Annotated in this window: 24 protein-coding genes and 1 pseudogene; 16 read left to right on the top strand and 9 right to left on the bottom strand. The window is 55.1% G+C overall.

The genetic code is table 11. The annotated features are described in order from the left end of the window. Positions 1-56: 56 nt before the first annotated feature. The 7 genes from HV213_RS16925 to xthA form a co-directional block, all read right to left on the bottom strand. Positions 57-689 (bottom strand): ATP-binding cassette domain-containing protein, encoded by a 633-nt coding sequence (locus HV213_RS16925; protein WP_181482595.1) that lies wholly within the window; start codon positions 687-689, stop codon positions 57-59. After that, positions 689-2,224, bottom strand: a complete 1,536-nt coding sequence (locus HV213_RS16920) for an ABC transporter permease subunit (RefSeq protein WP_181482594.1) — start codon at positions 2,222-2,224, stop codon at positions 689-691. The genes HV213_RS16925 and HV213_RS16920 overlap by 1 nt, the downstream gene beginning before the upstream one ends. After that, positions 2,197-3,357 (bottom strand): ABC transporter substrate-binding protein, encoded by a 1,161-nt coding sequence (locus HV213_RS16915; protein ID WP_181482593.1) that lies wholly within the window; start codon positions 3,355-3,357, stop codon positions 2,197-2,199. The genes HV213_RS16920 and HV213_RS16915 overlap by 28 nt, the downstream gene beginning before the upstream one ends. Positions 3,358-3,366: 9 nt before the next feature. Next, positions 3,367-3,918 (bottom strand): carboxymuconolactone decarboxylase family protein, encoded by a 552-nt coding sequence (locus tag HV213_RS16910; RefSeq protein ID WP_181482592.1) that lies wholly within the window; start codon positions 3,916-3,918, stop codon positions 3,367-3,369. After that, positions 3,915-4,613 (bottom strand): TVP38/TMEM64 family protein, encoded by a 699-nt coding sequence (locus tag HV213_RS16905; protein ID WP_181482591.1) that lies wholly within the window; start codon positions 4,611-4,613, stop codon positions 3,915-3,917. The genes HV213_RS16910 and HV213_RS16905 overlap by 4 nt, the downstream gene beginning before the upstream one ends. Next, a complete protein-coding gene (locus tag HV213_RS16900) occupies positions 4,600-5,265 on the bottom strand; it encodes a TVP38/TMEM64 family protein (protein WP_181482590.1) in 666 nt (221 codons plus the stop codon). Before HV213_RS16900 ends, HV213_RS16905 begins: the two co-directional genes overlap by 14 nt. A gap of 183 nt (positions 5,266-5,448) precedes the next feature. Next, positions 5,449-6,255 (bottom strand): exodeoxyribonuclease III, encoded by an 807-nt coding sequence (gene xthA, locus HV213_RS16895; protein ID WP_181482589.1) that lies wholly within the window; start codon positions 6,253-6,255, stop codon positions 5,449-5,451. Between the two features lie 444 nt (positions 6,256-6,699). Here xthA and astC point away from each other — a divergent pair, with 444 nt between their 5' ends. The 8 genes from astC to HV213_RS16855 all read left to right on the top strand — a co-directional run bounded on the left by astC (position 6,700) and on the right by HV213_RS16855 (position 16,464). Further along, positions 6,700-7,920 carry a succinylornithine/acetylornithine transaminase gene (astC, locus tag HV213_RS16890; RefSeq protein WP_181482588.1) on the top strand — a complete coding sequence of 407 codons (1,221 nt, stop codon included), beginning with the start codon at positions 6,700-6,702 and terminating at the stop codon, positions 7,918-7,920. Further along, positions 7,917-8,951, top strand: coding sequence for an arginine N-succinyltransferase (gene astA / locus HV213_RS16885; protein ID WP_181482587.1), 1,035 nt, complete (start codon positions 7,917-7,919; stop codon positions 8,949-8,951). The genes astC and astA overlap by 4 nt, the downstream gene beginning before the upstream one ends. Next, entirely contained in the window at positions 8,948-10,426 is a 1,479-nt protein-coding gene (gene astD, locus HV213_RS16880) for a succinylglutamate-semialdehyde dehydrogenase (protein ID WP_181482586.1), read from the top strand. Before astA ends, astD begins: the two co-directional genes overlap by 4 nt. Continuing rightward, the gene (gene astB, locus HV213_RS16875) at positions 10,423-11,748 is read left to right on the top strand and encodes an N-succinylarginine dihydrolase (RefSeq protein WP_181482585.1); all 1,326 of its coding nucleotides are present in this window, start codon (positions 10,423-10,425) and stop codon (positions 11,746-11,748) included. Before astD ends, astB begins: the two co-directional genes overlap by 4 nt. A gap of 9 nt (positions 11,749-11,757) precedes the next feature. After that, positions 11,758-12,720, top strand: coding sequence for a succinylglutamate desuccinylase (astE, locus tag HV213_RS16870; protein WP_181482584.1), 963 nt, complete (start codon positions 11,758-11,760; stop codon positions 12,718-12,720). Positions 12,721-13,069: 349 nt separating this feature from the next. Further along, entirely contained in the window at positions 13,070-13,549 is a 480-nt protein-coding gene (gene spy / locus HV213_RS16865) for an ATP-independent periplasmic protein-refolding chaperone Spy (protein ID WP_110273546.1), read from the top strand. 328 nt (positions 13,550-13,877) lie between these two features. Next, complete coding sequence (locus tag HV213_RS16860) at positions 13,878-14,420, top strand: LemA family protein (RefSeq protein ID WP_181482583.1); 543 nt, start codon at positions 13,878-13,880, stop codon at positions 14,418-14,420. A 4-nt stretch (positions 14,421-14,424) separates the two neighbouring features. Beyond that, positions 14,425-16,464: a DUF2207 domain-containing protein gene (locus HV213_RS16855; protein WP_181482582.1), complete on the top strand. Its 2,040-nt coding sequence runs from the start codon at positions 14,425-14,427 to the stop codon at positions 16,462-16,464. A gap of 86 nt (positions 16,465-16,550) precedes the next feature. On the opposite strand, the gene cho is transcribed toward HV213_RS16855, so the two are convergent. Together cho and nadE are read right to left on the bottom strand one after the other, a co-directional pair. Next, positions 16,551-17,411 carry an excinuclease Cho gene (cho, locus tag HV213_RS16850; RefSeq protein ID WP_181482581.1) on the bottom strand — a complete coding sequence of 287 codons (861 nt, stop codon included), beginning with the start codon at positions 17,409-17,411 and terminating at the stop codon, positions 16,551-16,553. Positions 17,412-17,641: 230 nt separating this feature from the next. After that, positions 17,642-18,469: an ammonia-dependent NAD(+) synthetase gene (gene nadE, locus HV213_RS16845; protein ID WP_181482580.1), complete on the bottom strand. Its 828-nt coding sequence runs from the start codon at positions 18,467-18,469 to the stop codon at positions 17,642-17,644. A 230-nt stretch (positions 18,470-18,699) separates the two neighbouring features. Here nadE and osmE point away from each other — a divergent pair, with 230 nt between their 5' ends. From osmE to chbG, 8 genes and pseudogenes are all read left to right on the top strand, one after another. Beyond that, the gene (osmE, locus tag HV213_RS16840; protein WP_110273541.1) at positions 18,700-19,038 is read left to right on the top strand and encodes an osmotically-inducible lipoprotein OsmE; all 339 of its coding nucleotides are present in this window, start codon (positions 18,700-18,702) and stop codon (positions 19,036-19,038) included. Between the two features lie 284 nt (positions 19,039-19,322). Next, positions 19,323-19,643, top strand: coding sequence for a PTS sugar transporter subunit IIB (locus HV213_RS16835; RefSeq protein ID WP_142514216.1), 321 nt, complete (start codon positions 19,323-19,325; stop codon positions 19,641-19,643). A gap of 77 nt (positions 19,644-19,720) precedes the next feature. Further along, positions 19,721-19,798: pseudogene (locus HV213_RS33765) on the top strand (hypothetical protein); the annotation flags it as partial. A 12-nt stretch (positions 19,799-19,810) separates the two neighbouring features. Continuing rightward, positions 19,811-21,169 (top strand): PTS N,N'-diacetylchitobiose transporter subunit IIC, encoded by a 1,359-nt coding sequence (gene chbC, locus HV213_RS16830; protein ID WP_181482579.1) that lies wholly within the window; start codon positions 19,811-19,813, stop codon positions 21,167-21,169. A 53-nt stretch (positions 21,170-21,222) separates the two neighbouring features. Further along, complete coding sequence (gene chbA, locus HV213_RS16825) at positions 21,223-21,570, top strand: PTS N,N'-diacetylchitobiose transporter subunit IIA (protein ID WP_181482578.1); 348 nt, start codon at positions 21,223-21,225, stop codon at positions 21,568-21,570. 27 nt (positions 21,571-21,597) lie between these two features. Then, complete coding sequence (gene chbR, locus HV213_RS16820; protein WP_112216770.1) at positions 21,598-22,422, top strand: transcriptional regulator ChbR; 825 nt, start codon at positions 21,598-21,600, stop codon at positions 22,420-22,422. A 109-nt stretch (positions 22,423-22,531) separates the two neighbouring features. Further along, the gene (locus HV213_RS16815) at positions 22,532-23,878 is read left to right on the top strand and encodes a 6-phospho-beta-glucosidase (protein ID WP_112216771.1); all 1,347 of its coding nucleotides are present in this window, start codon (positions 22,532-22,534) and stop codon (positions 23,876-23,878) included. Between the two features lie 12 nt (positions 23,879-23,890). Next, complete coding sequence (gene chbG, locus HV213_RS16810) at positions 23,891-24,649, top strand: chitin disaccharide deacetylase (RefSeq protein WP_181482577.1); 759 nt, start codon at positions 23,891-23,893, stop codon at positions 24,647-24,649. Positions 24,650-24,663: the final 14 nt, after the last annotated feature.

The following is a 24,663-nucleotide window of genomic DNA, read 5'->3' as shown; positions in this document are numbered from 1 at the left end:
TTGAGCGGTAATTCTCCGCGCTTTCAGTGGATAATTCTTTGCGATAGCGCAGGCTTTCATTGCCAGAGACTCATATGCAAACAGCGCCCCCCGATGGGAGTATCCTGGCTGTCATGAGTGACCAGCACCGCAGGGATCGCCAGACGCGCCAGTTCGTCGAATACCCACTGGCGAAAGTCGGTGCGCAGGTCAACGTCGAGGCGATTAAACGGCTCATCCAGCAGCAGCGCCCGTGGTTGTGCCAGCAGGGCGCGCAGCAGGCTAACCCGCGCGCGCTGGCCGCCGGAAAGCGTCGCCGGATCGCGGGAATAGAAACCCGCCAGCCCGGCGCGCTCCAGCGTCTGTTCCACCTGAACTTTGCGCTGTGCTCCTTTGATTTCCGCAGGAAGCGCCAGCAGCAGGTTTTGCCCGACGCTGAAGTGGTCGAACAGCAGCGCGTCCTGAAACAAAATACCGATGCGCCGCCGCTCGGTTGGCAAATTATCGCAGCGCTGGTTATCCAGCCACAGCTCGCCGGAGGCGCGGAAATTCTCCGCCAGCACACCCACCATCCAGGCAAACAGGGTCGACTTTCCGCTACCGGACGGCCCCATCAGCGTCAGGACTTCACCGGGAACCACTGAAAAATCCACATTGCGCAGCAGCGACTGTTTATCGAGCGCCAGGGTTAAGTTTTTGACGGTCAACATTAGCGTAATCCTTGTCGATAGCGGCCCGTCAGCCAGGCCAGCAGGGCGGTGAGGGCAAAGAAGATCGCCGGTAAGAGAAGCTGCCATAACGCCTGGGCGGCGAGGGTTGGCGTATCGCCGCCGCTGCTCAGAGCCACGGCTTCGCTGGTGAGCGTTGGAATTCGCCCGGCCCCCAGCCACAGGGTCGGCAGATATTGCGCAATGCTCACTGAAAAGCCGACCGCCAGCGCGGTCAACAAAGGGCGCGTTAGCGAGGGCAGCGTGACCAGCCAGAAGATGCGCCCCCGTTGCCAGCCGAGAGTGCGCGCAACCAGTACCGTGCGCGGGTCGAGACTACGCCACGCCGGGCGCAGGATAAACAGCATCCACGGCACCACCCACAGCAGATGTCCCCACAAAACGGTGAGCCACTCGCCGTCCAGCCATGCATACAGCGCCAGCTGATATTGCCCGTCCGCCAGCGGTAACGCGGGCAAAACCAGCGGTAGCCAAATCCATCCACTGACGCGGGAGGGGCCAAGCTCCAGCCACAGCAGGCAAATCACCGCTCCGATAAGCGCTGAGCATAGCCCCAACCATAAACTATTGCTGACGCTCTCGCTGACCGGCTGGGTATTTTGCGCGACGGCCGCGAGAAACAGAGCGCAGACCACGCCGCACAGTGGCAGGAAAATGGCGAACGTTTTCCCCGCCAGCGCTCTTGGCTGCGGTTGACGCATTCCCTCAACGCGCGGTATCCGCCGACGCCAGAGACGCCACGCGCCATATGCCCCGGTCGCCATAACGGTGAGGATCAACAGCAAGACCAGGCTGGCGATAGCACCTTTAGCCTGCTGTGCATCATCGCCCTGGTTTAGCCATTGCCATGCCAGCACCGCCAGCGTCGGCGGGTTGCCGGGGCCGATCACCAGCGCGACGTCCACCAGCGAAAGGCTCCAGGCGGTGGTCGCCAGCAGCACTATCGACAGCGACGGAAGCAGCGCCGGTAAAATCAGCCATTTCAGACACTGCCAGCGACCATAACCGAGGCTTTTTAATACCGTGGCCTGCCCGGCCAGACGCTTCTCACCCAACAGGCCATAAACCACCCACAACAGAAAACCGCTCTCTTTAACCGCCATCGTCAGGCCCAGACCGATGCCGTAGCGGTCGACCGTGGGGGATAAAAAGGGGCAGAGGCGATAGAGCCAGCCGCCCTCGGCAAACAGCAGCAGGGCAGCGGTGGCGAAAGCGATGTGGGGCACCGCCAGCAGCAGCGGAAGCCTTCTCACCAGCCGTTGCCAGCCAGTCGATGGCCATAGTGCCGCAACAACAGTGGCGGTGATAAGCAGCGCGCCGCCAACCGACAGCAGCGTTGAAACCAGAGTCGCCGTTAGCGCCTGAGTGAACTGTGGATCGGCAAATAGCGTCTGCCAGCAGGCGAGGCGCAGCGCTGGCAGCGTCATCAGTAAAGCCGCCGGGAGCAGCGGCAAATAGATCAGCGCCACCGCTCCCCAGGTTAGCAGCGTTAGTGCGTACCGTAGCGGCGCAGCCATTCCTGCTCCAGCGCATCAACCCAGGCAGCGTGCGGTTCGCCCAGCATCGGCGGCATATTCTGCGGCACAACGGCGTTAAAGGCCTGGCGCTGAGTATCCGTTAAACTCGCCGGATCCAGCACGCTGGGGTCGCCCCATATTGCCGGGTCAGCTTTGCGCAGTTGCGCTTCGGGCGAGAGCAGGAAATTGGCGACCACTTTTGCACCCGCCGTGGCGCGTGCGTTGGCTGGGATCGCCACAAAGTGGACGTTACCAAGCATGCCTTTCGTAAAGCCAAATCCGTAGCTGTCCTCTGGTAGTTCGCCGCTGGTTGCTTTTTGCTGCGCGTGAAGCGGGTTGAAGGTCAATGAAAGCTTAAGCGTACCGCTCGTCAGCATCGTATCCATACGGGCGGGCGAGGCCGGGAAGTCGCGGCCCTGACGCCACAGTAGAGGGTGAAGCTGGTCGAGATACTGCCACAGGGGCGCGGTCACGGCGGCGAAGGAGGCCTCCTGCGGCGGCTGGCTCAGGGCATCAGGTTGTTGGGTCAGCGTCAGCAGCAGTTGTTCGAGAAAAGCGGTGCCGGTGAAATCTGGCGGGCGCGGATAGGTGACGCTGTCGGGATGAGCGCCGGCGAACGTCAGCAGTTCCTGCGCATTCCTGGGGGCATCAGGCGTCTGTGAGCGGCGGGCGATAAAGGTGAGCTGCGCGCCGCCCCACGGTGATTCCGCGCCGTCGGTGGGAATCGAGAAATCTTCACGTACCGGTTTTTGCGTATCGACAAAGCGCCAGTTGGGCAGCGTTTCCGCCCATTGAGTTTGCAGTAGATTTGCGCTTTTCAGAGTGCGGAAGTTTTCGCCGTTGACCCAAAGCAGATCGATGGAGCCACCTTGACTGCGCCCGGCCCGGGCTTCGGTCTGGATGCGTTTAACCGCGTCAGCGGCGTCGGCGATATGCACGATGCGCAGGTCGATGGCGTAATCACGCTTTACTTCGCCGCTGACCCAATCGAGATAGCGGTTGACCGCCGGATCTCCACCCCAGGCGTTAAACCATACCGTCTGACCGCGGGCTTCTTGTTGTGTGGATTGCCAGTTAGCGCTGGCGGTCAATGGAGAGAGCAATAGTAAAGCCAGGATCAACAAACTGCGCATAACCACTCCTTATGGTTTTGAATCGGTTGGGATCTGGCATAGCCCCTGTGCGGGGATCGCCATCGCCGAGTTAAAGCGCGCCGACAGGTTCTGTAAACCGATAAGCGCCGTGAGTTCGGTCAGCGCCTGGGCATCAAATTGCGCGGCCATTTTACTGCGCAGCGCATCGTCGACGACCGGAGGCGTCATGCTGGCGGCTTCGGCATACTCCAGCGCCAGGCGCTCGCGCTCGCTGAACAATGCGCTGTTTTGCCAGTTGGCGACCGCCAGTAGCTTGTCGCTGCTGCCGGTGCGTTCCGCCAGCTTCATATTGGTAATATCAATACAAAACTCGCACAAGCAGAGTTGCGCAATGCGGGCGCTGACCAGCGATCGCAGTACCGGGTCGAGGGGCGAGCGTTTGCGCTCCAGATAGCCGACGAACATCGACACCAGGTAAAACACCAGCGGAATGCGCCCCCACCAGCGGATAGGGCTGAGCACTTCGCCGTAGTGGCGGCGGTGCAGCCAGGCCTGCGGGCGTAAGATAAGGGGAATTGACTTCAGGGGCGGTAAGCTCAACGTGAACTCCTCTTTTGCTGTTCAAGATAGAGGGCTTTTGCGACGACCACCACAATCGCCAGCGCAAATAGAATCGATAAACCGGTCACCAGCCAGAAGGTGCCGCCGGTGAGCAGGCTACCGGCCCAGGAGTAGACAATTGTCGCGGGTAGTTGGCCGACACCGGTGGCCAGCATAAAGTGGCGAAAACGTATCGATGTGAGCCCGGCGGCGTAGCTCACCGGGTCGAAAGGGACGAACGGCAGCAGGCGGCAAATTAAGATGGTGTGTTTGCCGTAGCGGGTAAAAAAGCCATCCATACTCTGCAACACGCTTTTGCCGGTGAGTTTCTCCACCACCTCGCGGCCCAATACCCGGGCGATAAAAAAGCATAGCGCCGCGCCGGTCATGGAACTCACCCATGAGAGCACGCCACCCCAAAAGGCGCCGAACAGCGACGCGTTGGCGAAGGTGATCAGAAAGGCGGGAAGCGGGGCAATGATCGCTTGCAGAACCATCAGTGCGAAGGAAACGAGCGCTGCCTGTGGACCCCAGGAGTCGATAAAGCGCTCAATCGCCTGCTGATCGAGGGTCGCAAAGGCCGCGAGGCTGTGCTGCATAAACGTATTTACGCCAGGTACCAGCCACCAGGCCAGCAGGGCGACGATCAGCACGATGCCGATCGCCGCCCGATAGTACGCGTTATAATTTTTCATTGTCAGCCTGTCGTTGTTCGGTATCGATTCGCCGGTAGCGGGCGTATCTTTTCGCCGCTTGTATCAGGGCAAATAAGGCCAGACCTGCGAGAGTCAGTTTAAGCACAAAGAGGAGCGTAATACCGTCGCGGAGAAGCTCGCTGGCCATCAGCGTATATATAAATATGCCGGGTAAAGTAGTGATGGCGGAAATAAAGGTAAATGACCAGAACGGAATAGCCGTCAGGCCATAGGCGTAATTTTGAATATTATATGGGAATAGCGGTATCAGCCGCGTCAGAATTAAAAAATCGGTTCCGCTACGAGCGATACCTTTTTCGATTGCCTGAAATACCGCCGTCCGTCCGACATATTTTAACAGCAGCTCGCGGCCCAGCCAGCGGGCAAACAGAAACGATAGCGAAGAGGCGGCGGTCGCGGCCAGCAGCGAGAGTACGGTGCCCAGCAGCGGGCCAAAAATAATCCCCCCGGCAATAACCAAAATACTTCCTGGCATCAAACACAAGGTTGCGATAATAAACAGCAAAATATAGAGCGTATAGCCGAAGGTTCCGCTCTGAAGGATAACCTCGCGCAGATGATGAAAATGAGTCATCAGTTCGGTAAGACCCGACTGCTGGATAATACAGGCGACAATGCACAATACGACCACAACAAAAAGCAGCTTATATTCTGCTTTATGACGGCTTCTTTTGCATTGGGTTCTCCTGTATTGAACGGGCGGTAAAAGTGCGCGCGACAGTATAATAGATTGCCGCCGTTCACAATCTATTACCGCGGCTTTTTTGATATGGCTCAGGCTCTCCGGGGCAGAGAGCCTGATGCAGGGAGAGATTTACGGTTTGAAGGTTGCCCAAACCGGCGCATGGTCGGACGGTTTTTCCATGCCACGAATCTCATAGTCAATGCCGGTTTCGACACAACGCTGCGCCAGCGGTGAACTGGCCAGCAGCAGGTCGATACGCAGGCCGCGGTTGTCATCAAAGCCCTTCGAGCGGTAATCGAACCACGAGAAATGCTCGTTGTCCTGCGGGTTGGCATGGCGGTATGTATCGACCAGACCCCAGCCCAACAGGCGCTCCATCCATTCACGCTCTTCCGGCAGGAACGAGCATTTGCCGGTACGCAGCCAGCGCTTGCGGTTCTCTTCGCCGATACCGATATCCAAATCGGTAGGGCTGATATTCATATCGCCCATGATCAACACCGGATTTTCTTTGTTCAGCTCGGTATCCAGGTAGTTTTGCAGATTTTGATAAAACGCCGCTTTCGCCGGGAATTTGGTTTCATGATCGCGGCTTTCACCCTGCGGGAAGTAGCCGTTAATGACCGTGACGTTGCCAAATGGGGAAGGGACTTCTGCCATGATAATGCGGCGCTGGGCCTCTTCACCGTCGTTTGGGAAACCGCGACGCACGGAGACAGGCGTTTCTTTGGTCAGTAGCGCAACGCCGTAATGGCCTTTCTGCCCATGATAAAAAACGTTGTAGCCAAGCTTCGCCACGTCTTCAAGCGGAAACATATCGTCGTGAACTTTGGTTTCCTGCAGGCCGATGACGTCGGGCTGGTGTTTGTCGATGATGGCGGCCAGCTGATGCGGGCGGGCACGCAGGCCGTTGATATTAAAGGAGACAAATTTCATAGTCGCTGCCACTGTGCAAGGTGAATAGTGCAGGGATGGTAGCAGAAATTCGCCGGTCTGGCTGCGCAAAGGCGGTTTATTCTGCCAATTGCTGTGGTCGGTAGCCCGTTTGCACAAACTGTGCACCATTCTGGAACGCGATGCGCCAAAAAAGGGCGAATATTGCCGATAAATTTCGTAGAGGATCACAATTACAGAATTATATCTCCCCTCTGCATAATCTTTCTTTTTTTTCCACTGTAAAAGGCTCGCATGACATTTTTATTCACTTTTTATGCATTTTATGTGAATAGGTGACTTTTGTAACTTGTTGATATTTCGTTGTTGACCTCGATTTATGCATTTTTTCCTCTGGCTGGCACGAACCGTGCAATCTACATTTACACCGTGATAACCATATTTATTAACATTATTTAAACTTTTTATTTACCGGAAGAGGTCGATATGTCTCAGTCAATTACGCGTAGCCACTTTGATGAATGGATGATGCCTGTTTACGCGCCAGCGGCTTTTATTCCGGTACGCGGCGAAGGTTCACGCCTGTGGGATCAGCAGGGGAAGGAGTATATCGATTTTGCGGGCGGCATTGCGGTGAACGCCCTCGGTCATGCGAATCCGCAACTGGTGAAGGCGCTGAACGAACAGGCGGGGAAATTCTGGCATACCGGCAACGGCTATACCAATGAGCCGGTATTGCGCCTGGCTAAACAGCTGATTGACGCCACCTTTGCCGACCGGGTCTTTTTCTGTAACTCGGGGGCTGAAGCCAACGAAGCGGCGCTCAAGCTGGCGCGTAAATACGCTCACGACCATTTCGGTAGCCAGAAAAGCGGCATTGTCGCGTTCAAAAATGCCTTCCATGGCCGCACATTGTTCACCGTTTCCGCTGGCGGCCAGCCCGCCTATTCGCAGGACTTCGCGCCGTTGCCGCCGCAAATTCAACACGCCATATACAACGATCTTGATTCGGCAAAAGCGCTGATTAATGACGATACCTGCGCGGTGATTGTCGAGCCAATGCAGGGGGAAGGCGGCGTAGTGCCAGCCGATCCCCATTTCCTGCGCGGTCTGCGCAAGCTATGCGATGCGCATAACGCACTGCTGATCTTCGATGAAGTGCAGACTGGCGTCGGGCGCACAGGTGAGCTGTACGCCTATATGCACTATGGTGTCACGCCGGACGTGCTTTCGACCGCTAAAGCGCTGGGCGGTGGTTTTCCGATTGGCGCGCTGCTGGCTACGGAGCATTGCGCGAGCGTAATGACCGTCGGTACCCACGGGACCACCTACGGCGGCAACCCGCTGGCCAGCGCGGTGGCTGGAGAGGTGTTATCCATCGTCAATACCCCAGCCGTGCTCAACGGCGTTAAGCAGCGCCATCAGTGGTTCAGTGAACGACTCAACGCCATTAACGCGCGTTACGGCCTGTTTAAAGAGATCCGTGGTCTGGGGCTGCTGATTGGCTGCGTGTTGAAAGAGGAATATGCCGGGAAGGCAAAGGCTATCAGCAACCAGGCGGCGGAAGATGGGCTGATGATCCTGATTGCTGGTGCGAACGTGGTGCGCTTTGCGCCCGCGCTAATTGTCAGTGAAGAAGAGGTTAACAGCGGGCTGGATCGCTTTGAGCTGGCCTGCAAACACTTTCTTGCGGGGGTCTCATCATGATGGTGATCCGTCCTGTTGAAAAAGGCGATCTGCCGGGGTTGATGACCCTGGCGGGCGAGACCGGCGGCGGCCTGACGTCGCTTCCGGCTGATGAGGCGACGCTCGCTGCGCGGATTGAGCGCTCGCAGATGACCTGGCGCGGTGAGCTGCCGAAAAGCGAACAGGGCTATGTGTTCGTACTTGAGGATTGCACCAGCGGCGCGGTGGCGGGGATTTGCGCTATTGAGGTGGCGGTGGGGTTGAACGATCCCTGGTACAACTACCGCGTCGGGACCCAGGTCCATGCTTCGAAAGAGCTTAACGTCTATAACGCCTTGCCGACGCTGTTTCTCAGTAACGACCACACCGGCAGCAGCGAACTGTGCACGCTGTTTCTCGACCCGAAATGGCGCAAAGAGGGCAACGGCTACCTGCTGTCGAAATCGCGCTTTTTGTTTATGGCCGCGTTCCGCGAGCGCTTCAACGAAAAAGTGGTGGCGGAGATGCGTGGGGTTATCGATGAGCATGGCTATTCGCCGTTCTGGGAAAGCCTCGGCAAACGTTTCTTTGCGATGGAATTTTCCCGCGCTGATTACCTGTGCGGCACCGGACAAAAGGCATTTATTGCCGCGCTGATGCCGAAGCATCCGCTGTACATCGACTTTCTATCCGATGAGGCGCGCGCGGTGATCGGCGAGGTCCATCCGCAAACGGCCCCGGCCCGTGCGGTGCTGGAGAAAGAGGGCTTCCGCTATCTTAATTACGTCGATATCTTCGACGGCGGTCCGACGCTGGAGTGTGAAATTAACCGCGTCAGGGCTATCCGCAAAAGTCGGCTGGTTACCGTCGCAGAAGGAGAGCCAGCGCCCGGAGAGTGGCCAGTGTGCCTGGTCGCCAATGAGCAATATCAGCAGTTTCGCGCCATGTTAGTTCACGCAGACCCGGATTCCGACTGCCTGATGCTCAGCGCGCGCGAACTCGATGCCCTGAAATGCCACGTCGGCGACCCGGTCAGACTGGTTCGCCTGTGCCCCGAGGAGAAAAAATCATGAGTTTATGGATTAATGGCGACTGGCAAAGCGGTCGCGGCCCGGCCCGAACGAAAAACAATCCGGTGAGCCAGGCGCTGCTGTGGCAGGGTAATGACGCGGATACCGAGCAGGTTACGCTGGCGGTGAGCGCTGCCCGTCAGGCGTTTCCGGCCTGGGCGCGTCAGCCCTTCGCTGCGCGTCGGACGATAGCGGAAAAGTTTGCCGCGCTGCTGGAGGCTAACAAGACGGAATTAACGGCGATCATTGCTCAGGAGACTGGCAAGCCGCGCTGGGAAGCGGCAACGGAAATCACTGCGATGATCAATAAGGTGGCTATTTCAGTGAGTGCTTATCATAGCCGTACGGGAGAAGCGCAGACCGCGATGGCCGACGGAGCCGCGACGCTGCGCCACCGTCCGCATGGCGTACTGGCAGTGTTTGGCCCCTATAATTTTCCCGGACATCTGCCTAACGGGCATATTGTTCCGGCGCTGCTGGCGGGCAATACCGTGGTTTTTAAACCCAGCGAGCTGACCCCGCAGAGCGGTGAGGCGGTGGTGAGGCTGTGGGCCGAGGCGGGCCTGCCAGCGGGCGTGCTTAACCTGCTCCAGGGGGGGCGTGAAACCGGCGAGGCCCTGAGCGGGCAGGCGGATATCGACGGCCTGCTGTTTACTGGCAGCTCGCATACTGGTTTCCAACTGCACAAACAGTTGGCGGGCCAGCCGGAAAAAATTCTCGCCCTCGAAATGGGCGGCAATAATCCGCTAATTGTCGATGAGCCGCAGGATATCGACGCCGCTGTCCATCTGACGATCCAGTCGGCGTTTATTACCGCCGGACAGCGCTGTACCTGCGCGCGTCGTCTGCTGGTTAAACGCGGTGAGGCGGGCGATGCGTTTCTGCAACGACTTGTGACAGTGTCACAAAGACTCATCCCCGATGCGTGGGATGCTGACCCACAGCCGTTCCTCGGTGGGGTAATTTCAGCGCAGGCGGCGCAAAAGGTCCATCAGGCGTGGCTGGCGCATGTGGCAAACGGTGGCAAGACGCTGCTGGAGCCGCGCTTGCTGCAGGCCGGAACGTCCCTGCTGACGCCCGGCATCATCGAGATGAGCGAGGTGGCGCAGGTGGCTGATGAAGAGGTGTTCGGCCCGCTGCTTTGTGTCTGGCGCTATGACGACTTTGACGAGGCGATTACCCTTGCCAACGCGACCCGCTTTGGGCTCTCGTGCGGGCTAATCTCTGCTGAACGCGAGAAGTTTGACCGTCTGCTGCTGGAGGCGCGGGCCGGGATTGTTAACTGGAACAAACCGCTGACCGGAGCCGCCAGCACCGCGCCGTTCGGGGGGACCGGCGCCTCCGGCAACCATCGACCTGGCGCCTGGTATGCTGCAGACTATTGCGCCTGGCCGATGGCGAGCCTGGAGTCACCGGATTTGTCGCTACCGGCAACGCTAAGCCCAGGGCTGGATTTCCAGCAGGAGCCCACCCAATGAAAGCCTGGGAGGTTAACTTTGACGGGCTTGCAGGCCTGACCCACCACTATGCGGGATTATCTTTTGGTAACGAGGCTTCGACCAAACATCGCTATCGGATATCGAACCCGCAGCTGGCAGCGAAGCAGGGGCTAAAGAAGATGAAGGCCCTTGCCGACGCGGGCTATCCGCAGGCGCTGATCCCGCCGCAGGAGCGACCAAATTTGCCGCTGCTGCGCCAGATTGGTTTTACCGGCAGCGATGAGCAGGTGTTGGAAAAAGCGGCCTGCCAGACCCCCGATCTATTGTCAGCGGTCAGCTCCGCCTCATCGATGTGGGTGGCGAACGCCGCCACGGTCTCGCCGTCCGCTGATTCTCTGGACGGGCGGGTGCATCTGACCGTCGCCAATCTGAATGATAAATTCCACCGCGCCAGCGAAGCGCCGACCACCGAAGCGCTGCTGCGGGCTATTTTCCCTGATGAACAGCACTTTGCGGTACACGGCGCGCTGCCTCAGGTCTCGCTGTTCGGCGACGAGGGGGCGGCAAACCATAATCGCCTCGGCGGCGAATATGGCGCGCCGGGCGTGCAGCTGTTTATTTATGGTCGCCAGCAAGGGGGCGAAAGCAACCCGCAGCGCTACCCGGCGCGGCAGACGCTGGAGGCCAGCCAGGCCGTCGCTCGCCTCAATCAGGTCAATCCCCGACAGGTGATTTTCGCCCGGCAAAATCCGGCGGTGATCGATAAAGGCGTTTTTCATAATGACGTCATCGCGGTGAGCAATCAGCAGGTGTTGTTCTGCCACGAGCAGGCGTTTGTTGATCAGCCGCAGCTGCTGCAACAGCTGGCGCAGCAGGTTCCTGGATTTACGCCTCTCGTCGTACCGGCAAGCCAGGTCTCGGTCGAAGACGCGGTGGCAACCTATCTGTTCAACAGCCAACTGCTGAGTAAAGCGCAAGGCGGAATGCGGCTTATTCTGCCGCAGGAGGCGCAAGAACACGAAGGTGTCTGGCGCTATCTTAACCAGCTGGTGGCTGAGGATAACCCCATTGACGAGCTACAGGTCTACGATCTGCGCGAAAGCATGGCCAACGGCGGTGGCCCCGCCTGCCTGCGCTTGCGGGTGGTACTAAACGAAAGCGAGCTGAAGGCCGTCAATCCGGCGGTCATGATGAACGACAGGCTGTTCGTGACGCTTAATGACTGGGTGGACCGCTACTACCGCGATCGTCTGACTCAGGCGGATCTTGCCGACCCGCAGTTGCTGCGCGAAGGGCGTGAGGCGCTGGATCGCTTAACCCAAATCCTGCGCCTCGGCTCGGTCTATCCGTTCCAGCAATAAGGAGGCGTTATGGATGACTTTCTGGCATTAACCCTGGCGGGGCGTTTGCCCCACCATTTTCATGGCCAAACTGCGCACTTTCGCTGGCACTGGCTTGACTGCGGTATTTTGCAGCTTATCCCCCATGAATCCTGCGATCGTTCGCTGGTGCTGTCAGCCGGGCTTCATGGTAATGAAACCGCGCCGGTTGAAATCACCGATTTACTGCTGCGTCAGCTATTTTGCGGGGAGCTACCGCTACGCTGGCGGCTGCTGGTGATCCTCGGTAATCCACCGGCTTTGCGAGCGAACAAGCGCTATGTGCACAGTGATATTAACCGTATGTTTGGCGAGCGCTGGCGAGCGTTTAGTCCCAGTGATGAAACCGCTCGCGCCAGGCAGTTAGAACATACGGTGGCCCGGTTTTATACCGAAATTCCGGGGGATCGCTGGCATCTGGATTTACACACTGCCATTCGCGGTTCGCTCCACCCTCGATTTGGCGTGCTTCCGGCGCGGGATAAACCGTGGGATGACGATTTTCTGCGCTGGCTGGGCGCGGCGGGCCTGGAAGCGCTGGTGTTTCATCAGCAACCGGGCGGCACCTTTACCCATTTCAGCTGTGAACGTTTTGGTGCGCTTTCCTGCACGCTGGAGTTAGGCAAGGCGTTACCGTTTGGCGACAACGATCTGAGCCAGTTTGCCATGACTCAACATGCGTTGGCACGTCTGCTGGCGGGCGATATGACGGCGGAGGAAGGGCAAACGCCGTTGCGTTATCGGGTGGTACAGCAAATTACCCGCAGCAGCGAACTGTTTCAACTGCATATGTCGGCGCAGACGCTCAACTTCACGTCGTTCACCGCCGGTACGCTGTTGGCCGAAGATGGCGATATCCGCTACGTGGTGGAAAAAGCGCAGGAATATGTGCTGTTTCCCAACCCTGGTGTTGCTTTTGGCCAGCGGGCCGGACTGATGCTGGAGCGGTTCTAGATATTCCGTCGTCCGGTCGGGCGGCGGGGTATTGCGTAATTGGTTTTCCGCCTTAATCTTATTTTTTTGTGCGCTGAAGATTGATTGCAGATTATTCCTGGTTAAATGCTTTGTTTTTAATCTTTGCTGATTTATAATCTCCATAATTTCTCTATAAAACAGCCTGTTAATTATTTATCCTTGCAATTATCTCCTTATCTTTCATATTTTCTCCACAATTGGCGAGAAAATGTTTTTTACACTTTCATTGTTTTACGCTTGCTCTGACTAATTGACGATAAACGTCGTAAATTTTATCTCGTCAACACGGCAACGCGCCGTAAGAATAACGCAAAGTAAGGATTGAACTATGAAGAAGATTACTGCACTGTTTGTTGCCTCTACTCTGGCTCTGGGCGCGGCTAACCTGGCTCACGCGGCAGACGCTACCGCCACTCCAACCGACAGCAAGCCGATGATGCATCATAAAGGCAAAGGCGGCCCACACGAAATGATGTTCAAAGGTCTGAACCTGACCGATGCGCAGAAAACGCAAATTCGCGACATCATGAAAGGCCAGCGTGAAAATATGAAGCGTCCGTCTCTGGATGAACGCCGCGCGATGCATGAACTGGTCGCCAGCGACACCTTCGATAAAGCAAAGGCGGAAGCGCAGATTGATAAGATGGAAGCCCAGCACAAAGAGATGGCGCTGGCCCGTCTGGAAACCCAGAACAAGATTTACAACATTCTGACGCCGGAACAGAAAAAACAGTTTAATGCCAATTTTGAGAAGCATCTGACAGAACGTAAAGCGCCTGAAGGTAAAATGCCTGCACCAGCTGAATAACTCAGCGCGCTGACTTAAGACCGCCGGTCTTGCCCAATAATGCCAACAGGCTTTGGGCAGGGCCGGCGGTTTTTTCTTTATATATACCCGTCATACTTCAAATTGCTTATGTGTTGGCTACGCTCACTCACCCCAGTCACATAGTTATCTATGCTCCTGGGGACTCACTCCCTTGCCGCCTTTTATATAGCCAGTTAACTAAACAAATAGCCTGATAGAGAAACCCGATTTACCCCACAGGGTCGAGTGTGTCAGGATAGATACCCTTGGTATCATTGCGGGTATATGCAAAATATTTATGCTGCCTGCTATTTTATGGATTTAACATATGGAAATGTATATCGGTCTGGCCATTATCGTTGTAGTACTCGTCTGGGTCGTCATGACCTATAACCGCTTTATCTCCCTGCGGCGTTTCAAAGATGAGGCCTGGAGCGGCATTGCCGTACAGCTCAAACGTCGTCACGACCTGGCGCCTAATCTGCTAAGCCTGGTGAAACGCTATGCGCAGCATGAAAAGGAACTGCTGGAAGAGATATCCCGCCAGCGTGGCGAACTGGTGGGCAATACTCGTCAGATAGCGGATAACGAGCGCAGTTACGCGGGTACGCTGGGGCGCATATTTGCGCTCGGCGAAGCTTATCCTGAGCTCAGAGCCAGCGAAAACTTTCTCTCCTTACAGCAATCCCTCAGCGAAATAGAAGAGCAACTGCAAATGGCTCGCCGCTACTTCAACGGTACGGTGCGCGATTTCAATATTCTGGTGGAGTCTTTCCCCAGCCTGCTGCTGGCGCGGCTATTTAATTTTAAAACAGAAGTGTTTTTTGAGCTGGACTCTCCCGAAGAGGCCAAAGCGCCTCGGATGGAGTGATTGCATGTTCAATTTGTCCACCCGCCTGCTGCGCGTTTTCGGGCTGCTGCTGTTTCTGGCCAGTCATGCCATATACGCTTCAGATAACCTGATAGTTCTCAAAGATGCCTCGCAGCTTCCGCCTGGCGCGATCCCGGCGTATGAACATATCCTTTCTTTCGACTCCCGGGCGCGTTTTAACCCGGATGGCAGCATGGAGATGCGTGAAAACATCAAAGTGCTTGCGCTGGGGAAAGAGATCCGTAGGGGGATTTTCCGCACGCTGCCTCTGACCTGGAACCGTCAGGACGGCAAAATATTTCGTGTTTACTATGCGATCGAATCGGTGTCGCGCGACGGCGTGTCTGAGCCGTTTAGTCTGGATGAGGCGGCAAAGACCCTGACTGTGCGCATTGGTAGCGGTGAACGCATCCTCAAGCCGGGCATCTATAACTACGAAATTCGTTATCACATCTTCAATCATTTCAGCCGCTTCCCCGAGTGGGATGAGCTTTACTGGAACGTGACGGGAAACGACTGGGCCTGGCCCATTAGCAAGGCCAGCTTTCGCCTGGAACTGCCGGACGCCTCCGATAATCTCAATGTAGATTCCAAAGACGCCAGGCTGCGCTCTATTGACGTGTACACCGGATTCGCAGGGGCCAAGGAGCACAATGCAGAGGTTCTGCCCGACGGCAGCGTGCGCACCCTGCGACCGCTGGCAAAAGGGGAAGGGCTGACCGTTGTCTATACCTGGCCGCGGGCGATTCTTGCTGCCGCTCCGGCGCCGGAAGCCGCGTTGCCGCTGGTACATCTGCTCATTCCTACTCTGAAGACCAGCGTGATATGGCTGCCGTTGCTGCTTATGGTGTTGTACTACGGCCTCTGGTGGCGGAAACACGTAACTAAAGCCGGGTTGAGAATGCCGCCGGTCGTGCCGCTATTTTCGCTGCCTGCCGGGATGTCGCCGGGCTATCTGCGTTTTCTCATCCGGCGTAAATATGATGATATTGCTTTTAGTAGCGACCTTTTGGGGCTGGTAGCGAAGCGCGGGATGGCGGTGAAGGGGGACGAAAATCAATCCCATAGTCCCTGGCTTTCAGACTCGGGCGGAAAACAGGTGCTGACTCGTTTGCCCGTTGAGGGGAATAGCCGCTTAAACAGCGATGACCTGCAGCTATTAAGCACGCTATTTAAAGGTAAAAGAAAGAATATCGACCTCAGCGTGGCCCATCAGAAGTCGATGCAGAATGGCCGCGATCGGCAGGATAAGCGCTGTGAAGCGCTGCGCCCTAAACTGTTTTGCAAGTGGGCGCAACCGCTGCGACGCTGCATCTATATTGCACTGCTGATGCCGGTGATTTGCGGTATCTGGGTTAACGTTGAGGTCGCGCTGCTCACCATCCCGGCGGCGCTCTTTATGCTGATCGGCGCAACGATGTTAACTTTTCTGCTGCGCTTTTTATGCCATCCGCGGGAAATGTGGCGCGCCTGGGGGGCGGGTCTGCTATTTTTTGCTGTCATCTTTGGACCGTTCGCGACACTGGGGGGAGGGCTTTTTCTCTTCGGGATATTGCCTGTAACCCAGCTTCCTGCCGGTTATATCGGCGCACTGCTGGCCGCGATCGTGCTATGCATTTTTGTCGGCTGGAAAACGCCTCGTTATACGCAGCAGGGGCTGGATGAGTTAGCTATCGCCAAAGGGTTGAAACTGTATCTCGGCACCGCTGAAAAGCATCGTTATCAGATTATCTATCCGCCCGCACAGATGATTACCCACTTTGAAGAGCTGCTGCCGGTTGCGCTGGCGCTCGGGGTGGGGAAAACCTGGGCCGATACCTTTGCGCACTATCTGAGCAGTACCGGCGCAATGTCGGCGGCGTTTGCCAGCGCCGACTGGGGGAGCGTAAGTCACTTCAGCGAGTCCTGCCGAACGTCTTCGATGCCAACGCCCAGCAGCAGTTCAGGATCTGGCTCATCAGGCTCGAGCTACAGCGGTTCGGGATCTTCCGGCGGCGGCTCGTCCGGCGGTGGTTCGGGCGGCGGAGGCGGTGGCGGTTGGTAATTGCGGGGAAATAGCCCCGGTCTATACCCAAAATAATTCGAGTTGCTTGAAGTATGACGGGTATAAAACCGGGGCTTAAACTCCGCTCATAGCGGATGAAGCTTATAGCTGCCGCTGAGCAGCAGTTTGCACAATATTTTATAACCGTCATGATCAAATTTGGCCGACAGGCGCGTTAACGCTGACGCTTGTGATAGAGAATCGACGGCACCCAGCCACAGCCAGTTATGAATGATGTGATATTGCGTCATGTCACCACTGCTTTCTTCCAGAGCGACCGCGCCGGGCCACGGCCAGCATACCAGCTGCATTTTTTGCATATTTTCCAGTAGCCGTTGATGGTGCGCGTCTGTGCTTTCTTTACCACAGCAGGCACCCGCGCAGCGGCCCAGCGCGGAACGAAAGCAGGCGCGGCCACGGTTGAGCGGTTCCAGCCCCATAAGTCCGTAACAGAGGCGATGTTCATCGGCGATTTTTTGCAGCGCCTGGAGCGCTGTGCGGCGGTTTGCAAACAGACCATAGAGATCGTTTTGCTGTGAGAAATCCAGTTCGCTCGCGTAGACCACCTGCGGGCGGGAGTCCGTCAGACGTAACGAACACAGCTGGCGGTTTTGCCGCAGGCGTTTATTGAACAAAGGCTGCTGCTCTTTGATGAGCTGCGCTTCTAATAATAAAGCGCCGAGTTCGCCCGCCGTGCGTTGCCAGGTAATACGCCGTGCCTGGCGTAGCATTGCGGCTTCGTTCGGCGTGCGCAGGTGAGACAGCACCCGACTGCGGATATTGACGCTTTTCCCGATATAAAGCGGCAGAGTCTCGCTTTCACCGTGAAACAGGTACACCCCTGGCTGCTTTGGCAGCGCTTCAAGCCATGAACGCAGGTGCTCGGGATATTCATAAATTGCTGCCGCTTCAAATTCGAGACGCGGTGCGGATTGCCTTCTTGCCACTATCACTCCTGGTGCTGTTTATTTATCCAGTATATACCCGTCATACTTCAAGTTGCATGTGTGTTGGCTGCATTCGTTCACCCCAGTCACTTACCAGTGTAAGCTCCCGGGGATTCGCTCACTTGCCGTCTTCCTGCAACTTGAATTATTTAGGGTATAGCAGTTGCAAGAAAAGCAGAGAAGGGTAAAAAAACAACCCCGACCTGAGCCGGGGTGAAAGGAGAGGGGCGCTACTTTTTCCAGAAGTCGTCGAATACGGTAATCGGCGGCCGACGTTTATGTTCGGTTTTCAGATACCAGCCTTCGATGGTTTTGGCGATTTTCTCGTCCAATGTTTTGCCTTCCAGATAGTCGTCAATGTTGTCGTAGGTCACGCCCAGCGCCACTTCGTCGGGCAGGGAGGGGCGATCGTCTTCAAGATCGGCGGTCGGTAGCTTTTTATACAGATGTTCCGGACAGCCTAACTGCGCCAGTAGCTGTTTGCCCTGACGTTTGTTGAGGCGGAAAATGGGGTTAATGTCGGTACCGCCGTCGCCGTATTTGGTGAAGAATCCAGTAATCGCTTCCGCAGCATGGTCGGTCCCGACCACCACGCCGTGGGTCATCCCCGCAATACTGTACTGCGCCTTCATACGTTCACGGGCTTTTTCATTGCCGCGAACAAAGTCGCTAAGTTCGATGCCCGTTTCACGCAGTGCCTGTTCGCTGGCCAGCACAGCGCCTTTAATATTGACCGTTAATACGTGATCCGGCTGAATAAAGGCGATGGCATCCTGGCAATCCTGCTCATCCGCCTGCACGCCGTAGGGCAAACGGACGGCAATAAATTGCAGGGTACTATCGCCCGTTTCGGCTCGCAGCTCGTTGATGGCCATCTGGCACAGTTTGCCGGTCAGCGTTGAGTCCTGTCCGCCGCTGATGCCAAGAACCAGTGATTTAATAAAAGGATACGTTTGCAGGTAAGACTTGAGAAAGTCTACGCTGCGGCGTATCTCGCCTTCGACATCGATCTGGGGTTTTGCGCCCAGTGCCTGAATAATTTCTTGTTGTAGCGTCATCGCGCCCTCCGGGAAGTGAATCTGTTTGGCAATCAGCAAGGGTTTAAGCTACCTCTTTGACGGTAAAACGACAAGGATCACAGTTTTGAGTGACGCAAAAGCATGCAACCTCAAGGACATAGCTTTTATTATTGGAAAGCTCTTAATTTTTGCTCATTTCCACCTTCGGCTTGAAAAATAACGATATTTATTCCAGGCTTATTAACACGCCAAAAAAAAGAGGATGGTATATGAACAAGAATTTTGCAGGATTTCTGGGCGCAGCAGCAGTATTGACTATGCTGGCAGGGTGTACGGCCTATGACCGTACCAAAGATCAGTTCACGCAGCCGGTGGTTAAAGACGTCAAAAAAGGTATGACCCGTGCTCAGGTAACGCAAATTGCCGGTAAACCTTCATCTGAAGTCACCATGATTCATGCGCGTGGTACCTGCCAGACATACATCCTGGGTCAACGCGATGGTAAAATTGAAACCTATTTTGTTGCCTTAGACGATACGGGACACGTTATCAATTCTGGCTATCAGACCTGCGCAGAGTACGACACGGATCCGCGCAACAGCAAGTAAGATACCGCCGTATTGCTGATTTCTACGTAAGCCCGACCAGTGGTCGGGCTTTTTTATGATTTGTCATGCTTATTTAATTGCGCGAATTATTTGAGGGAAATGTGAGGGTAGTCAAAACGTAAGGTCAATGAGAGACAATTTTGTTCAAGGAGGAATTATCCTGGTTCCGGGTGATGCCGTATACTCAATGCATAAACAATACTAATTGAAAGAAAACATGTCTTACCCGGCTCTCAGGCATCAGGATGCAGAGAGCGCAGGTCACACACATTGAGGAAGCGTTCATGGAAAAGAAACATATCTACCTATTTTGTTCCGCCGGGATGTCTACATCGCTGCTGGTTTCTAAAATGCGCGCTCAGGCCGAGAAATACGAAGTGCCGGTCGTTATTGAAGCATTCCCGGAAACGCTGGCCGGTGAAAAAGGGCCTGAAGCCGATGTCGTTCTATTAGGTCCGCAGATATCTTATATGCTGCCAGATATTCAACGTTTACTGCCAAATAAACCTGTGGAAGTCATTGACTCGGTTTTATACGGTAAGATTGATGGTTTAGGTGTTTTGAAAGCGGCCGTTGCGGCCATTAAGAAAGCTGCTGCACAATAATTTTATTTTAAAACTCGACATATTTCGGATAGCAATGCTAACAACTTCGTAGGGGTGGTTTTAGCCACTTTACTGTCCGGAGTATCGAGAGTTTATTTTCCCGTCAAAGAGTAATTTCATCCATCATCGCCGTAATAATTATATTACGGCCTTAAAGGGTATTTATTATGAGTAAAGTGATTGATTCGCTTGAAAAGGTACTCCTTCCTTTTGCCGTCAGAATAGGAAGACAACCTCACGTCAATGCAATTAAGAACGGCTTTATTAAGTTAATGCCATTGACGCTAGCTGGGGCAATGTTTGTTCTAATTAACAACGTATTTCTGAGCTTTGGCGACGGCTCTTTCTTTTATTCAATGGGCATTCGTCTGGATGCTTCTACAATTGAAACCCTTAACGGTTTTAAAGCTATCGGCGGTAACGTTTATAACGGTACGCTGGGTATTATGTCGCTGATGGCGCCTTTCTTTATCGGTTCCGCATTAGCTGAAGAGCGTAAAGTGGACCCGATGGCGGCAGGCTTACTGGCCGTCGCGGCATTTATGACCGTTACGCCTTATAGCGTGGGTGAGGCCTACGCCGTTGGCGCTAACTGGTTAGGCGGCGCTAATATTATTTCCGGTATCGTGATCGGTTTGGTCGTTGCCGAGATGTTCACCTTCATCGTTCATCGTAATTGGGTCATTACGCTGCCGTCCAGCGTACCGGCTTCGGTTTCCCGCTCATTCTCGGCGGTCATTCCGGCCTTTATTATACTGTCGATCATGGGGATTATCTCCTGGGCTCTGACCCACTGGGGCACGAACTTCCACCAGATCATCATGGATACCATCTCCACGCCGCTGGCCTCAATGGGTGCCGTCGTTGGCTGGGCGTATGTGATTTTCACCTCACTGCTGTGGTTCTTCGGTGTACACGGTTCGCTGGCGCTGTCGGCGCTGGATAGCGGAATCATGACGCCGTGGGCGCTGGAAAATATCGCGACCTATCAGCAGTATGGTTCTGTCGAAGCCGCGCTGGCCGCAGGTAAGAGCTTCCATATGTGGGCCAAGCCGATGCTTGATTCCTACATCTTCCTTGGCGGTACCGGTGCGACTCTGGGCTTAATCATCGCTATCTTCATCGCTTCACGTCGTGAGGATCATCGTCAGGTTGCGAAGTTGGCGCTGCCGTCAGGCATCTTCCAGATTAACGAGCCAATCCTGTTCGGTCTGCCGATTATTATGAACCCGGTGATGTTTATCCCGTTCATTCTGATTCAGCCTCTGCTGGCGGCTATCACCATGACCGCTTACACCCTGGGCATCATCCCGCCGATTACCAACATCGCGCCGTGGACCATGCCGACCGGTTTGGGTGCCTTCTTTAACACTAACGGCAGCGTTGCTGCACTGTTACTCGCACTGTTCAACCTGGGTATAGCCACGCTGGTCTACCTGCCGTTTGTGATAATTTCCAACAAAGCGCAGGGCGTCATTGAGCAGGAAGAGAGCGAAGAAGATATCGCTAACGCACTGAAATTCTAATATCGAGCGGTACGGGAGGTTTCCCGTACCGCCTGAGCAACGAGGGAATGATTATGTTTGATCTGGATAATATCGCAGCAGAAGACACGCCGATAAACGACCTCGAAGAGGTGGTGATGGGGCTGATTATCAACTCCGGGCAAGCACGCAGTCTGGCCTACGGCGCACTGAAGCAGGCAAAGAAAGGCGACTTCGAGGCAGCGAAAGCCATGATGGAGCAATCAAGGGTGGCCCTGAGCGAAGCGCATCTGGTGCAAACGCAACTGATTGAGAGCGATGAAGGCGAAGGTAAAGTGAAGGTGAGCCTGGTGCTGGTTCATGCGCAGGATCATCTAATGACCTCAATGCTGGCTCGTGAGTTGGTTGCCGAATTGATTGAGCTGCACGAGAAGGTACAATAGGTCATCGACACGATGAGGCAACCAAAGATGATGACCACTGAAATCAGTACCGCCCGGGAGCAACAACTGTTCAACGGCAAAAACTTTCATGTGGTCATTTATAACAAAACGGAGAGCGTGAGCGGGCTTCACCAGCATGATTATTACGAGTACACCATCGTTTTAACCGGCCGCTATTATCAGGTCATTAATGGTAAGCGGGTGCTGCTGGAGCGCGGGGATTTTGTCTTCATCCCGATGGGGTCGCATCACCAGAGTTTTTATGAATTTGGCGCGACACGCATTCTTAACGTCGGCATTAGCAAAAGTTTCTTTGAGAAACACTATCTGCCGCTGATACCGTTTGGTGTGGTTGCTTCTCAGGTCTACGGCGTCAAAAGTACTTTTCTCAGTTACATTGAGTCGGTTATTGCATCGCTGAATTTTCGTGAAACTGAATTTGACGAATTTATCGAACTGGTCTCGTTTTACACCCTTAATCGTTTACGGCATTACCGCGAGGAACCCGTGGAAGATGTGATTCCGCAATGGTTGAAAAATGCCGTCGAGGGGATGCACGATAATCTTAAGTTTGGCGAGTGCGCACTGGAAAATATGGTTGAGCTCTCCGGGAAAACTCAGGAGTACTTAACCCGCGCGACCCAACGTTATTATGCAAAAACGCCGATGCAGATAATTAATGATATTCGTATCAACTTCGCCAAGAAACAGTTAGAGATAACCAACTACTCGGTGACCGATATTGCCTATGAGTCGGGGTATAGTAGCCCAAGTTTGTTTATTAAAACATTCAAAAAGCTGACTTCATTTACCCCCAGCAGTTATCGGAAGCATCTCACCAGTATTAATTAAGCGGGCGCGGAATATTCCGCGCGGTCTATACCCTAAATATTCAAGTTAACTGTCCGTATTTAAACGGAGAGTGGGGTACGTACATGCGTAGTCCACAAGGGAGAAAATAATGAGCCAGAAATTGAAAGTCGTGACTATCGGTGGCGGCAGCAGCTATACCCCGGAATTACTGGAAGGGTTCCTGAAACGTTATCATGAACTGCCAATTACCGAACTGTGGCTGGTGGACGTCGCAGAAGGGCAGGAAAAGCTCGATATTATCCACGCCCTGTGCCAGCGCATGGTGGAAAAAGCCGGCGTGCCGATGAAAGTCTATAAAACCCTCGATCGCCGCGCGGCGCTGGAAGGGGCGGATTTCGTGACCACTCAACTGCGCGTTGGCCAACTGAAGGCGCGTGAGAAAGACGAACGCATTCCGCTGAGCCATGGTTATTTAGGCCAGGAAACCAACGGTGCGGGCGGTCTGTTTAAAGGCCTGCGCACTATTCCGGTCATTTTTGACATCGTAAAAGATGTGCAGGAAGTCTGCCCGAACGCCTGGGTGATTAACTTTACCAACCCGGCAGGTATGGTGACCGAAGCGGTCTATCGCCACACCGGCTTTAAGCGCTTTATCGGCGTGTGCAATATTCCGATCGGCATGAAAATGTTTATCACCGACGTGCTGAAGCTGAGTCCGAGCGACGAGCTGAACATCGATCTGTTTGGTCTGAATCACCTGGTGTTTGTTCGCGACGTGCTTGTTAACGGCGTTTCGCGCTTTGACGAGCTGCTGGACGGCGTGGCTTCCGGTCGTCTGACCGCGAACTCAGTAAAAAATATCTTTGATCTGCCGTTTAGCGAAGGGCTGATTCGCTCACTGCGCCTGATTCCGTGCTCCTATTTGCTCTACTACTTCAAGCCAAAAGAGATGCTGGCGATTGAAATGGGCGAGTACTATAAAGGCGGTGCGCGCGCACAGGTTGTGCAGAAAGTTGAGAAACAGCTGTTCGAGCTGTATAAAAATCCGGATCTGAACATCAAACCGAAAGAGCTGGAGCAGCGCGGCGGGGCATACTACTCAGACGCAGCCTGTGAAGTGATCAACGCCATCTACAATGATAAGCAGGCCGAACACTACGTGAACGTGCCGCATCATGGCCACATTGATAACATCCCGGCCGACTGGGCGGTGGAAATGACCTGCACGCTGGGCCGTGATGGTGCGAAGCCGACACCGCGCATCACGCATTTCGATGAGAAAGTGCTGGGGCTGATTTACACCATTAAGGGTTTTGAAGTGGCGGCCAGCGAAGCGGCAATCAGCGGCAAGCTGGATGATGTCCTGTTGGCGCTTAACCTGAGCCCGCTGATCCACTCCGATCGCGATGCCGAGAAGCTGGCGCGGGAGATGATCCTCGCGCACGAGCAATGGCTGCCAAACTTTGCGGCGACTATCGAAAAACTGAAACAGTAAAGGGAGCGGCTCATGGAACGCGTGTTGATCGTGAATGCCGATGATTTTGGCCTCAGCAAGGGGCAGAACTACGGTATTGTCGAAGCTTGCAAAAATGGTCTGGTCACCTCCACGACGGCACTGGTCAACGGCGCGGCGATTAGCCACGCCGCCCAGCTCAGCCGCTGCGTACCGGAGCTGGCGGTCGGAATGCACTTTGTCCTGACGCTTGGCGAGCCGTTGTCGGCGATGCCGGGCTTAACCCGCGAAGGGCGACTGGGTAAGTGGATTTGGCAGATGGCGGAAGAGGATAGCCTGCCGCTGGATGAAATCGCGCACGAGCTGGAGTGCCAGTATCGCCGGTTTGTCGAGCTGTTTGGTTATGAGCCGACGCATATTGATAGCCATCACCATGTGCATATGATTGCGCAGATCTACCCCATCGTGGCGGCGTTTGCACGTGAGAAGGGCGTGGCGATGCGCATCGACCGCCAACTGGCGACCCTTTCCGGGCTGGAGCAGGATGCAGCGCGCAGCAGCGATGGATTTGCCAGTGAATTTTATGGTGAAGCCGTTTGTGAAGGGCTGTTTCTGCAAACTCTGGAAGCATCCATCCAGCGTGATGAAAAGTCGCTGGAAGTGATGTGCCACCCGGCTTTTGTCGATAACACCATTATGGGCAGCGCTTATTGTTACCCGCGTCTGACCGAGCTGGACGTGCTGACGTCTGATTCGCTGAAGTACGCGATAGCCGAACACGGCTATCGGCTCGGAACCTATCGCGACGTGTGACCGGTAAAGAGGCC

The sequence above is a fragment of the Klebsiella sp. RHBSTW-00484 genome (assembly GCF_013705725.1).
In the GTDB taxonomy this organism is placed as follows: domain Bacteria; phylum Pseudomonadota; class Gammaproteobacteria; order Enterobacterales; family Enterobacteriaceae; genus Klebsiella.
The sequence above is the reverse complement of the archived record's forward strand: the minus strand, read 5'-3'. Positions and strand labels throughout refer to the sequence as shown.